The sequence below is a fragment of the Kitasatospora sp. NPDC053308 genome, from assembly GCF_055585785.1.
Window position 1 is genome coordinate 125488 of the sequence record NZ_JBVJJY010000013.1, and the last position, 15616, is coordinate 141103.

General features: G+C 67.0%; 5 protein-coding genes and 2 pseudogenes. 3 read left to right on the forward strand and 4 right to left on the reverse strand.

Annotated elements, in window-relative coordinates; genetic code table 11:
* Positions 1-108 precede the first annotated feature (108 nt).
* Positions 109-1119: an HNH endonuclease gene (locus ACZ6Y7_RS26210; protein WP_402224327.1), complete on the reverse strand. Its 1011-nt coding sequence runs from the start codon at positions 1117-1119 to the stop codon at positions 109-111.
* Between the two features lie 231 nt (positions 1120-1350).
* The gene (locus ACZ6Y7_RS26215) at positions 1351-5148 is read right to left on the reverse strand and encodes a ricin-type beta-trefoil lectin domain protein (protein ID WP_465760378.1); all 3798 of its coding nucleotides are present in this window, start codon (positions 5146-5148) and stop codon (positions 1351-1353) included.
* Between the two features lie 377 nt (positions 5149-5525).
* Between ACZ6Y7_RS26215 and ACZ6Y7_RS26220 the strand changes: the two genes are divergently transcribed.
* The gene (locus tag ACZ6Y7_RS26220; RefSeq protein WP_465760379.1) at positions 5526-12812 is read left to right on the forward strand and encodes an RHS repeat-associated core domain-containing protein; all 7287 of its coding nucleotides are present in this window, start codon (positions 5526-5528) and stop codon (positions 12810-12812) included.
* Between the two features lie 47 nt (positions 12813-12859).
* Positions 12860-13165, forward strand: coding sequence for a hypothetical protein (locus ACZ6Y7_RS26225; protein WP_465760380.1), 306 nt, complete (start codon positions 12860-12862; stop codon positions 13163-13165).
* Positions 13166-13185: 20 nt separating this feature from the next.
* On the opposite strand, the pseudogene ACZ6Y7_RS26230 reads toward ACZ6Y7_RS26225, so the two are convergent.
* Both ACZ6Y7_RS26230 and ACZ6Y7_RS26235 read right to left on the reverse strand, forming a co-directional pair.
* A pseudogene (locus tag ACZ6Y7_RS26230) lies at positions 13186-13872 on the reverse strand (site-specific integrase); the annotation flags it as partial.
* 17 nt (positions 13873-13889) lie between these two features.
* Positions 13890-14393, reverse strand: coding sequence for a hypothetical protein (locus ACZ6Y7_RS26235; protein ID WP_465760381.1), 504 nt, complete (start codon positions 14391-14393; stop codon positions 13890-13892).
* Positions 14394-14516: 123 nt separating this feature from the next.
* Between ACZ6Y7_RS26235 and ACZ6Y7_RS26240 the strand changes: the two are divergent.
* A pseudogene (locus ACZ6Y7_RS26240) lies at positions 14517-15283 on the forward strand (transposase).
* The last annotated feature ends 333 nt before the right edge of the window (positions 15284-15616 follow it).

The following is a 15616-nucleotide window of genomic DNA, read 5'->3' on the forward strand; positions in this document are numbered from 1 at the left end:
CACCGTGCCGCCAGAAACGCTCCAACCGCACCCGTCAATCCCATGACGAATCCAACGACCCAGCCGTCACACCAGCCACGCCGAATCACATCCGGCAGCAGCGCAAGGTCAGGTCCTGGTCTCCTGAGAGCCTGTCTTGGCCTCCGACATCAGTCGCCGCAGTTCCGAAGGCGTCGGCCACGGGGCGCGGCGATGGATCATCCGGTGACAGTTTGCGCATATCAGGGCAAGGTCCGACAGCTTCGTCCTGCTTTCTCCTGCCGCGTGCAAAGGGACCACGTGGTGACACTCGATGTACCCGGCGCCGCGGTCACCGTAGGCCTGCTGGAAGTCGAAACTGCAGACCTCGCAGGAAAGGCGGCGGCCTTGCCGCACCACTGAGTCGATCTTCCGTCGGCGCAGTTCCGGACTGCGTTCCCGGGCGAGGTGCTGCCGCAGCAGGAGACGGCCCTCCGGTGCATCGAAGTCCTCCGGGTCCTCACCTGGTGCCACTGGCGCCTGAAAGCCGCCGGTAAGGACCCCGGCCCGGATGAGCTGAGCGGCAGCAGCCATTTCCACCGGACTGTCCAGGAACGCCTGCAGGACAGCGCGGTCCGTAGCGCCGCCGTTGGTGGGCTTGCCCTTGTAGTCCGGATGGCGCGTAGCGATGTCGAAGGTCTTGCGCGCCACCCCGTTGGCGTTTCGGAACGTGTCGTTCCTGGATGAGACGTCATGGATCGGGAGCAGCTGGAGCAGGCGGGACAGCTCAACCACGCGGGGGTCGGTTGCGGCCAGTCCTCTCCAGCCGTTCTCCGCGGTGACGTCACAGGCGAGGACGACCTCGTCCCAGGCCCAGTCGGGATTGCGGACCGACTTGACCGTGAAACCGAGCCGCTTCAGCCACACGACGGCCTCCCCGGTACCACCATGGAACTCGGTGGGCAGCAGCGCCGTGCCGTGCTCGTACTGGTGAGCCACGCCCGCGATGGCCTTGGAGTCGTACTCCCTACCCTCATACACGAGCAGGTAGGTGCGAGCCTGGCCGAACCCGTACTGGGAGAGGAAGGCGTCCTGGCCGACGCGGTCGTACTCCTCTACAGCGCTGAGCACCGACTCGCGACTGATGACTCCTCTAAACATGCGTCCCAGCATAGGACTTGGTGGAATACGGAGGCCCGGGGTCGCGCCCTGAGACCGGTGTGCCCAGGTAGTGCCGCACTGTTTCCCCGGCGGGCTACGGGTCCCGTCCGGCAGCTGTTCCACTCGGCGATGGTCTTCGTGCCGGACGCACAGGGCGGGTCCCGGCGCGTTCGCCGGGACCCGCCCTCGGGTGTCAGCCAGACCGCGTCGAGCAGTCCGCTAGCGGAGTGACTACGGTGCGTGCTTCTCGTAGGTGAGGTTCCACTGCTGATTGGCCTGTATGCCGGGGCAGTCCCAGATGCCGAGGCGGGTCCCCTGCTCGGTGTGCCACCCGGGCAGCTCGAGGCAGCGGCCGCCGGGGTTGTCCGCGGTGACGGTGGCGGGCAGGTAGATCCGGCCGTCGGGGCGGACGGCCCACTTCTGGCCGGTGTTGCCGACGCAGCGGGAGAGCATCAGGCCGGTGCCGTTGGCGAGGGCGTTGCCCTTGGTGGACACGCACCAGCTTCCCGACCGGACGGTGCCGTCGATGGCGAAGTTGAACCGCTGGTTGACGGTCTGCCAGCAGGCGTAGACGGCGACGTCGGTGCCCTCGTTGGGCCCCCCGATGGAGTCCATGCACTGCCAGTCGACGAGCTGGGGGTGGACGGTGACGCTGGAGTCGGAGTAGCCGGCGAACGCCGAGTGGTCGAAGCCGTCGACCTTGCCCTTGACGCCGGTGGTGCTCTTGCCGGGGTAGATGGAGATCGAGTTGGTGCCGTCCATGACCCACAGGTCGGGGGTGCCGTCGTTGTTGAGGTCGCCGGCGCCGATGCGCGGGTAGTCGGACGCCTTGAGCGGCTGGCCGACGACGAGCTTGATCCCCTGGTCGGGCTTGGTGAGGGCGCTGTAGTCGACGGTGCCGTCGGCCTTCCAGCCCAGCGGGTAGGCGTAGACGTCGCCGGTTGTGCGGTTTCGCGCCCAGACGGTTGCCTGGTTGGTCGGGTCGGTGGTTCCGGGGACGGTGGTCGGTCCGTTGGCCGCGCCCGGGTTGATCAGTTCCAGATCGGCCCAGCTGCCGGAGGCGGCAGGGAGGTAGGTGGCGGCGTCGAGGGCGTCGGCGAGGCCGTTGGACTGGAAGAGGTAGAGGTTGTTGTTCTCCAGAGAGAGGATGGAGGTCTGGGTCATGATGACCTTGTGGTTCGCGTTGCCCGGCTCGCCGCCCACCGCCTCACCCTCTGGAGTGCCGATCGCGATGACCTGAGCCGCGTTGCTCCAGTTCGCCTGCTTGTAGCCGAGGCAGGGCTTTCCGGTCTCGTAGGTTGTGCAAGCGGGCCGGTTGAGGGCGGTGGGGGTCAGTGTGTCGAAGCGTCCAGTGCCGTCGTTGGGGATCAGGTACAGGGCCTCGCGCAGCTTGGAGGTCGTGTCCTTGTTGTAGTGGGCGAGGATCTCGTCGACTGCCCGGCCGATGACAAACGTGCCATGGTGGCTGACCTGGTAGTCAGCCCAGGTTGTTCCGTAGTCCCGGTTGTTGGGCGCCGCTGCAGCGGGGGCGGCCAGGGATGTGGTCGGGTCGGTGGTGCCGCCGATGACGCGCAGGTCGCCGTTCTTGTCGACGGTGACCATGTCGGGCTTCTGGTCGTTGTCGACGTCGCCGAACAGCGGCTGGGTGTCGGGCTTCCAGGGGACGTAGAAGTTGTAGACGGCCGGCTGGCTGTAGTTCCCGGCGTTGTCCATGGCCCATGCGTACAGGGTGTTGGTGCCCCAGTCCTTGGGCTTGTACGTGTAGGGCTGGCCAGGGGCCAGGGTGTCCTGGCCGCACTTCCACCCGACGACCGGGGTCGGATCGGTGCTCACCCGCACGCACGCGACGCCCGAGGCCTGCAGACCGGCGCCGGGGGCGGGGTCCTCGGCGCTGATCGTGAAGGCGCCCTGGTCGTTGACGTATTTGCCCGGGTTGGGGTTAGGCGTGCCCGAGGGTGGGAAGTCGGTCGACTTGATGCTGACGCGCGGGTTGGTCTTGTCGACACGGAAGTAGCACCAAGCGCTGTTGGGCGAGGTCAGAGTGGTGTCGTCGGCGCGGGCGACCCAGCCGTACTGGTGGCCGTCTGACAGCGACCCCACGCCCTTCATGGGCCCGGGGTCGTTGTAGCTGCCTCCCCAGTCCCCTTCCGCCGCACCGAAGTTGGGATCGTTGTCGTCCCACATCTGGTAGCCCGTGTAGAGGTTCTGCCCGGTCGGCGACCAGCTGTTGGCGGTGAGATAGATGTTCTGGTTGTTTCCGACCCACCCGGGGTTGTCCCAGGGGTTGGCCCCCCCGCTGGTGCACTCCGCCGTGCTGTTGGTGCCGGCGAAGCCCGGGGTCGGGGTGGTGCGCGGCCACCAGACAGTGGGCGTGATGTCGTAGGTGGTAGTGATGGACGGGTTGTTCGCCAGGAAGTGGCGGAAGTCCAGGTTCCACTCGGAGGTCTGAGGCGCGACGCCGACCGTCCAGACCTGCCACTTCTCAGCCGCGGCGCGCTTCATGGTGTCCGTCACGTCGATGGCCAGCGGGCCGGTGCCCTTGAGCCGCTGGCCGTTGACCGGGGCGCAGCCCTCCATGACGACGTACCCGTTGTCCCCGCAGGGCTGCACCAACCAGTTGGTGGTGGTTCCGATGTTCTTGCCGGGCGGGGCGGAATAGATGACGAACGGCGTGTCGGTCGCCATGTTCGATGCGCCGGTGACCTGGCCGTTGAAGGCCGCACCGAGGATGGTCGGAGCGGACTGGGCGCCTGCGGGGACCGTGTAGATGGCCGGGTTGATGCCGAACTGGAAGTACGCGCGCTGGCGTCCCTCCTTGCCGCAGTCGAGGCTGGGGTCGCTGCTGTGGTACCCGCAGTAGCCGGTGGCGACGTTGGACTTCAGATTGTAGTTCTGAGCCTCCTTGTGGTTCTCCTGGACCTCGACGGAGCCCTGCGAGTAGCTGGTGGCCGCGACGAAGGCGGGATCGATGAACCACGGGCCGTCGCCAGCGCCGAGGGCGTCCTGGTCCGGCGTCAGCTCGATCGCCGAGGGGGTGACCTTGGTGCTGATCGCGGCGACGTTCGCGCCGTCGCCCGGCGCCTCGGCGCTCGACGGGATCCCAGTCGCGCCCTCCGCAGGCGACGGGGACGGAGCGGCGGCCAGCGCGGCGCGCTGCTCCGACCTGGAAGCGCGGACCGCGGCGGTGGGAGGACTCGCGGGCTTGCTGGAGTCCCACTGCAGAGGTGCCGGGGCCCGGAAGCGGGTGGCACCCTTGTCGTCGACGACGCTGATCGCACCAGACCGGTCCGACACGACAGACAGGCCCTGCGCGGAGACCGGGAAGGTCAGCGACTTCAGAGCCGCGCTCTCCGCGGCCTCCTTGGTGCGCACGATGATGACGTCCCGCCAGCCGCCCTGGGGCAGCGCGGTCAGCTGCAGGTCCACCCCGGGAAGGACGTCGGCGTAGGTGGCGTTGGCACCGGCCACCGACGGCTTGGGCAGCGGGAACGGGGCATTCACCGCCAGGCTTTTCCCGTCGTCGGTGGTCACGGTCGCCATCGGGCCGGCCCCGCCGCCCGAGAACCTCAGACCGGTCGTAGCCACGGCCGGGCTGAGCGTGCCGTTGCCGTTGGCGCGCAGCGTCGGGTCGATGTCGGTCCAGGTGCCGCTGCGCTTGGTGCGCACGGCCTGGGCGTTGTCGGTGGTGGTCAGCGTGCCGTTCGGGTTGGCGACGGTCTTGGAGAGCTCGTTGGTCAGCGTCTCCACAGGGACCGGTTTGCCGGTCGACTTGGCCTTGGCGATCGCGTCGAGCATTGCCTGCTGCTCGGGCGTGCGGGCCGGTGCGGGCGAGGTGGGCGCGGGGAACTTCACGCCTCCCACGGGACCGTGGGGCGGCGGTACGGGGGTGGTGTCGGCAAGCGCTGCCGGGGCGCTGAGCAGGGCGAGGCTGAGTGCGCAGCCGGTGCCGAGGGCGGTGAGCGCGAGGATGCGCTCGCGTATCAGTCGTGCTGGTGGTGTGTGCGCGGTGGCGCGTGGAGTGCTGGACATGGTGAAGCTGTGAGATCCCTCCCGGTCGGCTGCCCTTTCAAGGGGAGCGTTCGGGTGGGAACGATGCGGCCTGAACTGCGCCTTGGTCAACCCCGATTCCCACCCGCACGGACATGTCCTGACAAGCAGGGATTGTGAGGTCAAGACTTAATAAAAATCTCATGCATGGCACTCGAACAATCTAGCGACGTGATCGTCAGCTCACATATTGTCACCTGGATCCTGACGCAGCCATGCCTATATGACGCTGTGTCGACAATGGTGAGGAGAGATCGCACGTGGTGGTTTGGCCTGCCCGGAAACGGGCCGGGAGACGAATAGGCGGGCGTTGGCGCTCGCCGGCGGTGGCAACCGCGGTAGCGCTCGCACTGACCGGGGTGACCGTGCCGCCGGCGGTGGCGTGGACCTACCCCGAGCCGGCGGGCGAGGTCTGGACTCCCCCGAACACCCCCCTGGGAAGCGCGGGCGTTTCTGTCAGGGGCCATGACGCCCGGCCGCCGGGCGCTCCGGCCCCGGGAAAGGCCGCAGACTGGAAGCCCGAGGTCGCAGCCCCGGTCGTCACCGGGACGGCAACGGTCGCCGTCGGAGCCGACAGCGCCGAGTCGGAGGCCGCGCGCAAGGCCACAGGCGGGGCATCGCCCGCCTCCGGCGGCCAGACCGGCTCCAAAGCCGGGAACCTGGCCGTCCGGGTAGCCCCCGGGACCGGGCGCGGTGAGAGCGTCCACGCCGCCGTCGTCGAGGTCGCCGGACAGGACAAGGGCAAGGCCGCAGGCGTCAGCGGCCCGCTGATCGCGGTCAAGGACGCCGAGGCCCCGACCGGCGGCAACGGCCGCGGGGCCCAGGTCACCCTGGACCTGAAGGCCCTGCAGGCCGGCGGATGGTCGGACCGCGCGGGTCTCGTCGCGCTTCCGGCCTGCTCCCTGACGACACCGGAGCGCCCCGAGTGCCGGACGCAGACACCGGTGACGGCCAAGACCGACGGCAACGGCACGCTCACTGCGGACATCACCCTTCCCCCCGCCGCGGTGCCCGACGACAAGCACACCGGAGCGGTGAAGGCGTCGTACACCAAGGCGCTGGAACCCGCCTCGGCATCCGGTGGCGCAGGCACCGGGCCCACCGGCGGGCCGGTCGTCCTGGCGCCGACACCCGCTCCCGCCGGCCCGCTGGGTAACTACACCGCGACATCGCTGTCGCCGTCGGCGGCCTGGACAGCGGGATCCAACACGGGCAGCTTCTCCTACAACTACCCGGTCGAGGTGCCTCCGGCCCTTGCCGGGGGCTCTCCTGTTGTGGCGCTGGGGTACAACTCGGCGGACGTGGACGGCAAGACGTCCGCTTCGAACGCGCAGCCCTCGTGGATCGGTGACGGCTGGGGCTATGAGCCCGGCTTCATCGAACGCTCCTACCGCGGCTGTGACAAGGCGGGGATCACCGGGTCCACGGACCTGTGCTGGGGCGGACAGAACGCCACTCTCTCCCTGCCGGGACACTCCGGCGCGATCGTGCGCGACGATGCCTCCGGCACCTGGCACCTCGCGGTCGACGACGGCTCCAAGGTCGAGCAGCTCACCGGCGCCACGAAGTCTGCGGGCGACATCGACTACCAGGGCATGGAGTACTGGCGGATCACCACGCCTGACGGTGTCCAGTACTACTTCGGCCTCAACCACCTGCCAGGCGGAGACGGAAGCGATCCCGCCGCGAACTCCGTCCTCACCACCCCGGTCTACTCGCCCAACAGCGGAGACCCCTGCTACAACTCCGGCAGCGGGAACAGCTCGTGGTGCCAGATGGCCTGGCGCTGGCAGCTCGACTACGTCGTCGATCCGCACGGCAACCTGACCACGTACAAGTACGCCACGGAGGGCAACAAGTACAACCGCGGCCGCGTCCAGAGCGGCGGCACCGGCACCCTCACGGACTACCAGCGGGCCGGCTACCTCAAGGAGATCGCCTACGGCCAGCGCCTGGACGAGCAGAAGGCGGCCAAGGGCGGAGCCAACCCCGCGGCGAAGGTCGTCTTCACCGTCGCAGAACGCTGCGTCCCCAACGGCGCGATCACCTGCTCCGAGAGCCAGCGCACCGCCGCGAACGCCGACGCCTGGCCGGACACCCCGATCGACCAGATCTGCACCGACAGCTCCTGCGTGAACTCGGCGCCCACATTCTTCACGACCAAGCGCCTGACCACGATCAGCACCCAGGTCTTCGTCGGCTCCGCGCCCCGTACGGTCGACACCTGGAACCTCAACCAGGAACTGGCCGACCCCGGTGACGGCACCAAGCGCCTCCTCCAGCTCGACTCCATCCAGCGCGTGCCGAGCAACGGCCAGGCGGAGATCAAGGACCTGCCTCCCGTCCTGTTCCAGTACAAGATGCGGGCCAACCGCATCGACGGCCTGGTCCCGGCAGAGAAGATGTACATGCGCCCGCGCCTCACGGGCGTCACGACCGAGACCGGCGGCCGCATCAACGTCATCTACGCCGACCCCCAGTGCTCCCGGGTCAACAACCGTATGCCGGCCTCCGAGGACGGCAACACAATGGCGTGCATGCCGGTCAAGTGGTACCCGGACTTCTGGTCGTCCAAGGACCCGGTCAACGACTGGTTCGACAAGCCCCTCGTCAAGGTGGTGACCGAGCAGGACCTCGTCAGTACTCCCGCCGTCTCCAAGACCACCGAGTACACCTACAACGGCGCGGCCGCCTGGCACCGCAACGACTCCGAATTCACCGACCCCAAGGTCCGCACCTGGGACCAGTTCCGCGGCTACCAGACGGTGACCACCACCACCGGCGACGCCAGCCCCGGCGAGGCCCCGAAGACCCAGAAGACGGTCACCTACCTGCGGGGCATGAACGGCGACTACCTCGCCGACGGCAAGACCCAGCGCGCCGTCCAGATCCCCAGCCCCCTCGGCGGCACCATCACCGACAGCGCCCAGCTCTTCGGCCGGACCGTGGCCGCCGAGATCTACGACCAGGCTGGCGGAACGGTCACCGCGATCTCCGGAAGCACCTACAACGGACAACAGGCCTCCGCCACCCACAGCCAGAGCGCGGGCATGCCCAAAATCTACGCCTGGCGTCCGGACTCCGAGACCACCTCAATCGCCAAGACCAAGCTCGCCGACGGCAGCTGGCGTACGACCACGGCCGTGACGACCACCGAGCCGGCCAACGGCAACCGCACCGTCAAGGTCGACGACAAGGGTGACGGCACCGCCGCCACCCCCGAGATCTGTACGACCACCAGCTACGCCACCAGCGACAACCCCCAGATCCTGACCCTGGTGTCGGAGAAGACCACCTACCAGGGGTCGTGCTCCACAGCGGCCACCGCATCCAACACACTGTCCGGCAGCCGCGTCCTCTATGACGGCAAGCCCCTCACCAAAGCCGGTGCCGCCGGAGACGCCACAAGCGGCCAGACCCTCGACCACTTCGACCAGAACGGCAACCCGGTCTACGTCCACGGCGGCAGCGGCACCTTCGACGTCTACGGAAGGCCGCTCACCACCGCGACGACCGACGGGTCGACCTACGACCGCAACGGCGCGCAGCTGACCGGACCGACGGTCACGCCCGCCGTCACGTCTATCGCCGTCACCCCGGCCTCCGGCCAGCTCCCGACCGAGATCCGCACCACCGGGCCGATGGGAGCAGGCTGGACCACCGTCGTCACCCAGGACCCAGCCCGCGGCTCGCCGCTGACCAGCAAGGACATCAACGACCGCGTCACCACCGCCCAGTACGACGCGCTCGGCCGCCTCACCGCGGTCTGGGCACCCGACCGGCCGACCTCGGAACTGCCGAGCCGCAGGTTCACCTACTCGCTGAACGGCACCAAGGCACCCTCCGCGATCACAACCGAGTCGATCAACGACGACGCGCTCTCCTACTCCGCGAGCATCGACATCTTCGACGGCCTGGCGCGGCCCCGGCAGACCCAGAGCACCAGCGCCGCCAAGCCCACCGGACGCCTGATCACTGAGAACATCTACGACAGCCACGGCTGGGTGATCAAGACCTCCGCCCCGTACTACGAGAAGGGCTCCTTCCCCACCGAGTCCGTCTTCATCCCCGTTGCCGACGGCCAGGTCCCCGGCCAGACATGGAACACCTACGACGGCACCGGCCGCGTCGTGCGCTCCGAGTTCCGTTCCAACGGCAACCTCCAATGGGCCACCACCACCGCCTACCCCGGCGTCGACCGCACCGACGTCACACCGCCTTCGGGCGCGGCACCGTCCTCGACCCTGACCGACGCCCGAGGACGCACCACCGCTCTCTGGCAGTACCGGACTCCGACGCCGACGGGCAACCCCGCCGACGCGGACGTCACCACCTACAACTACGCACCGAGCGGTTCGGTGGCATCGCGGACCGACAGCAGCGGCAACACCTGGAGCTACAACTACGACCTGCGCGGACGCCAAACAGCGGTCAACGACCCGGACACCGGCACCACGCGGACCTTCTACGACGCCAACTCCCGCATCGACCACACGGTCGACGCCACGAACAACACGCTCACCTACAGCTACGACCTGATCGGCCGCAAGACCGGTCTGTACAGTGGCAGCGCCACGCCCGCGAACCAGCTCGCGTCCTGGACCTACGACACGATCCTCAAGGGCCAGCCCACCTCATCCACCCGCTACGTGGGCGGCGCCGGCGGAGCGGCCTACACCACGGCGGTCACCGACTACGACACCTCCTACCGGCCGCTCGGAACCTCCCTCACGATCCCGTCCGTGGAAAGGGAGCTTGCCGGCACCTACACCACCACCAACACCTACAGCGCCGTCATCGGATCACTGACGAAGGTCAGCATCCCCGCCGCCGGCGGACTGCCGGCCGAAACGGTCAGCTACGGCCGGACCATCACCGGGCTGCTCACATCGGCCACCAGCCGGAGCAAGTCCGTCATCACCCAAGTCGCGTACGACGCCCTCGCACGCCCCGTACGCACGACAGCCGGCGAATACGGCAAGCAGGTGGTCTCCACCCAGCAGTACGACTGGGCTACCGGCCGGGTCATCAACTCCTTCCTCGACCGCCAGACCAGCACGGTCGCCACCGACCAGACCAGCTACACCTACACGCCCTCCGGCCGGATCACGTCGGTCACCGACATCCAGGACGCCGCCGCCACAGACACCCAGTGCTTCACCTATGACCACCTCAACCGTCTGACGGGCGCCTGGACCGACACCGGCCGTGTCACCACCACCGCCGACTGGACCGACTCCTCCGGTGAAATCCACGGAACCGGCAGCTCCAGCACGGTCCCAGGCATCGGCGCCTGCATCAACAAGGACGGTCCCGCAACCCTGAGCCCTGGCGGACGCACCGTCGGAGGCCCGGCACCTTACTGGAACACCTACACCTACGACACGACCGGAAACCGTACCGGCCTCATCCAGCACGACATCACCGGCAACAGCCTCAACGACACCACCACCACCCAGACCTTCGGAGCCGCCAAGACCACCAACACCGCCACCAACGCCCCCAACACCGGCGGCGGAACCGGCGGGCCCCACGCCCTGCTGACCTCCACCACCAGCGGACCCGCCGGCACCAAGGCCGTCAGCTACCAGTACGACGCCAAGGGCAACACCACCGCCATCACCGACACCAGCGGCACCACGACCCTGACCTGGAACGGCGAGGACAAGCTCAACTCCGTCACCAAGACCGGCCAAGCCGGCCTCACCACGTACCTCTACGACGCCGACGGCAACCAGCTCATCCGCCGCAACCCCGGCAAGACCACCCTCAACCTGCCGACCGACGAGCTCACCCTCGACACGGCGACAGGCTCCACAACCAACGTCCGCTCCATCGCCGCCCCCGGCGGCCTCACCTACACCCGCGTCACCGCCGCCATCGGCGGAGGCACCGTCCTCATCCAGGCCGCCGACCCGCACGGCACCAACGGCGTCCAGATCAACACCGACACGGCCCAGACCGTCACCCGGCGCCTCACCGACCCGTTCGGAAACCCCCGCGGCACCCAGCCGACGTCCACCCAGTGGGCCGGAACCAAGGGCTTCGTCGGAGGCACCAAGGACGACACCACCGGATTCACCAACCTCGGCGCCCGCCAGTACGACCCCACCAGCGGACGCTTCATCAGCCCCGACCCCATCCTGGACGGAGCCGACCCCCAGCAATGGAACGGCTACGCATACAGCAACAACAACCCCGTCAACCTCGCAGACCCCAGCGGGCTGCGCCCGGACGGCACATGCGGAGGCTTCGGCTCCTGCAACGACCCGGCAGGCAACCCCATCAAGGAAACCTGGACCAGCGATCACGGTGACTGGTCAGTCGACATCGAAAAGACCGTCTACACCGGCACCAAGGGATATGGCTCCACCGACTGCCGCCACGACAACTCGTGCGCGGTAACCCTCGCAGACCGCACCATGAGCGCCTTCCTGCGCACGGCGAAGATGTCTCAGAAGCAGGACATCGTCAGGAACAGCAGCAATACCAGCGAGGCGGAGATAAACCGCGTACTGAAAAAGTACAACTTCGGTTCAAGCACCATCGACTGGGCCGCTCTGCAGATGTGGGAGTACGGGGCCAGCGAAGAGGAGGCCGACTACTTCCGCGCCAACTACTGCCTCTACATCGACTGCAGCCTGGAAGGTCAAACGAGCGGACACGGGGCAATAGGCGCGCCCCTCGAGACGCCTTTCGGGCCATCGCCTACCGAAAAGACTGCGAACTCGGTCGCCGGTTCGATGATGGCCCTCGGCGCCAGGGGCGGGGCCGGTAAACCAGGCGAACTCAACGGCCTTTCCGCCGGAGCTAGAGCACGTCTGTGCCAGAGCTTTGTCGCTGGAACTCTGGTTGTCATGGCGGACGGCCAGAGCGAGCCCATCGAACAAGTCAAAGTTGGAGACTCGGTCCTAGCCACAGACCCTCAGGCTGGAGAAAACAGCCACAAGGCTGTAACGGCTGTCATAGAGACCCCGAATGACGAGGACTTCACTGACCTGTCGTTCCAGGGGACACAACCTGGAGAGTCTTCGAACGCTGCTGGAGAAGCGACGCTTACGACCACATGGCACCACCCCTTCTGGAGCATCACCAACGGGCGCTGGACTGAAGCAAGCGATCTTCAGTCGGGAGAAAAGCTTCGAGCGCCTGACGGCGCTGCAGTCGCCATCGCAGATGTACGTAACTACCATCAGGAAGTAATCACCTATAATCTCACGGTCGCAGGCCTTCACACGTACTATGTACTCGCCGGGGATACTCCGGTCCTGGTTCACAACTGCGACATCCCCGGAGGAGCTTCGAGTGCAGCAAATGCTGAGCGCCTGCGTCAGCAGCTCAGCGCCGAGGCCGGGCAGCTGAGCTCGATCCGAACGATGGACGATATCTTCGACACGCCGTCTGTGCTGCGAGGTGCCACTCCCGACCAGATTCGAGGTGTGGTGAGCGGTGCTCCAGGTTGGAGGGAGGAGACCTTGGCGCATGGGAGTCGTGCGGGCCAGGGTTATGTTCTTCGTGAGTACGGTGTACAAGGCGGCCCGACCGGTCGAATGATTCGTTGGCATCCGGGCGGGGGACACCATGGCGAACTCCCATACTGGAGGGTTGTTGGCGTGAACGGGGATCTTGGAGGGGTGATCCAATGAGTGGCGGTCGGGACTTGAAGGCGGTCAGGAACTGGGTAGTTCGTGTCGTGGAGTTGGTTGGTTGCTCCCCGGCTCAGCAGCTTGAATACATTAAGGCCGAGCGCGTGGGCGTCGATGAAATTGCTCTTCAATTTGACGATGCTCTCAACCTAGTTCGGGGAGCAGTGGACGAAGGGTCGCTGAGCCCCGAGATTCTGGAGCTGCTCTTGCCGATCGATTTTCAGCTGAAAGAAATGACCGACAGCAAAGAAAATCTTTGGAATGATGAATCGCTTTCAGAGGCATCCGAATGGGATGAACTACGCCTCGCGGCCCAGCAGGCTCTAGTGGGCTTCGAGCGAATCTGGGAATGAATTCGATACCCATCTGGCTGTCATGACAATCGCTCTCTATTTTTGAAATAGAGTACTGAACGACTGTCAATAAGAAGCCCCGCCAATGTGATTTTGGCGGGGCTTATGCCCGCCTTGGCGGCAGGGTCAGCGGACGGGTGCTGCACAAAGTGGTGGTTCGGCGCCGTCTCGGATCGGCTGGCGGGGTCGCGAAGGGTCTCGATGGCTTGGCGCTGGAGGCGGACGTGGGCGTGCACGGTCGCGGTCACGCCGATGTGGGCGTGGCCGACAAGTTCCTTGACGACGAGGAGTTCGACGCCCTGTGCCAGCAGCAGCGTCGCCGCCGAGGGCCGGAGGTCGTGGAACCGGATGCGGCGGAGCCTGGCGCGGCGGAGCAGAGCGTTGAAGTGCCGGGTGAGGGTGAACACGTAGCCGCTCGCCTTCCAGCCCGCGCCCGCCGCTTCGCGGTCCCGGCGTTGGTGATTGCGGTGCTGTTCGAGGGAGTGCAGGCACGGCGTGGGCAGGGCGATGCGCCGCTCGGAACTCTGGGTCTTGGTCGGCAGTGCGGTCAGGCCGCCGGAGTTGGTGCGCTGGAGGGTACGACGGGTGCTGGCCATTCCGCCGGCCAGGTCGAGGTCTTCCCAGCGCAGGCCGAGGAGTTCGCCCTTGCGCAGTCCGGTACGCAGGGCGAGTTCGAACAGTGCGCTCAGTCGGAGAGTCCTAAAAGCTGTCCCGCAATGACCGGTCACAGCTCCGGAAACGGCGGGACGTGGTCCATCAGCTGCAACAACCTCGTTGCAGCTGCGGCCTCCTCCGGCCGTACGGAGGAAGCCACACCTTCGATGACTGCCCGACCTGCATAGACGGCTGTCCGTGCGGCTGCCTCCCAGCCGGATTGCTGCCAGTAGCTCGTGTCGCGCCTGCTGCCCCCGGCCGCCGCAGCGGTGGAGTGCCACTGGTCGGTCTTGCAGATGCTTCCCAGCAGGTCCAGCAACTCGGCCTTGCAAGCCACGTGCGGAGCTCCTGCCAGCTCTACAAGGAACGGAACTGCGGGGGCTGTGGCCTCGCCGACGACGAACCCCAGTGCACAGACGGCATCGCCCAGTTCATCGATCGCGGTGCGGGCCGCATCCTCATCCCCGTACGCGATCCGGGACAGCAGAGGGGGAATACCGCCAGCCAGCGCGCCCGTCGCGTCGTGAAGGTCCGCCCATCGGACTCCGGAGACGCTCCTCAACAGACCTCCCACGCCCTGCTCCTCCTCAGATCTCGCGCCCGCCCTCAGGCCATCCTCCGGCTACTGGTACCCCGGGCGGGCGGCACTCCCACCGTCAGGTGCCGCGGGGGCTCGGCTTGGTGCCATGATCTTGCCGTGACTGGAGTGATCACGGCATCGGAACCGTCCTGGATAGCCCCGTTCACCGGCCTGGGCCCGCGCGAGTTCAAGAAGCTGATCACGATGCTTCGCGCTGAGGGTGCCGGCACGGTCCGCCTTGGCCGACCGTGGAACCTCCCGCTGGAGGACCGGGTCCTGCTGGTCGCTGCATACTGGCGCACCAACCTGACGCTGCGGCAGTCGCGCCGCTGTTCGGGGTGTCCAAGTCGGCGGCTGGCAGGATCATCGAGCACACCGGCCCGCTCCTGGCGCTCAAGCCCCGTCGGCGGTTCCGAAAGGACACCGTGCTGATCGTCGACGGCACCCTGGTCCCCACCCGCGACCACACCATCGCCGAGCAGTCCAAGAATTACAGGTACTCCACCAACCACCAGGTGGTCATAGACGCCCACTCCCGGCTGGTCGTGGCGGTCGGCAGACCTCTGCCGGGCAACCGAAACGACTGCAAGGCATGGGAGGAATCCGGCGCCAAAGCGGCCGTCGGACAGACGACAACGATCGCCGACGGCGGCTGCCCGGGCACCGGCCTGGTCATCCCGCACCGCCGCCCCAAGGGCGGCGAGCTCACCGACTGGCAGGCTGAGCACAACCGGGAGCACAAACAAGTCCGCGCCCGCGTCGAGCACGTCTTCGCCCGGATGAAGACCTGGAAGGTCCTCCGCGACTGCCGCCTCAAGGGCGACGGCGTCCACCACGCCATGCTCGGCATCGCCCGCCTGCACAACCTGCTCCAGGGCACATAAACCCACGCACCGTCGGTCGCCCGACCGTACCGCGAACCACTCAAAGATCAATTACGGGACAGCCCTTAGCGAGCGACTCCGACTGGCGTGTCAGGGACAAGGCGGAGAGCAGGAAGGACGCTCCTGGTGATATCCTGGAGATCCTCTCTCGCGATGACCATGAAGCGGTACTGTCTTCGATTGCCGGAAATCCTGGAACTCCGACTCGCGCATTGGAGATATTTTCTCATCACTCCTGGCATCAAATTCAGGAAAAGTCCATGAGGCAGCTGCAGAGCCGTAAGGAAACGTGAAATAGGCAGGGCCTCGCCGGATATTGCTGGCGAGGCCCTG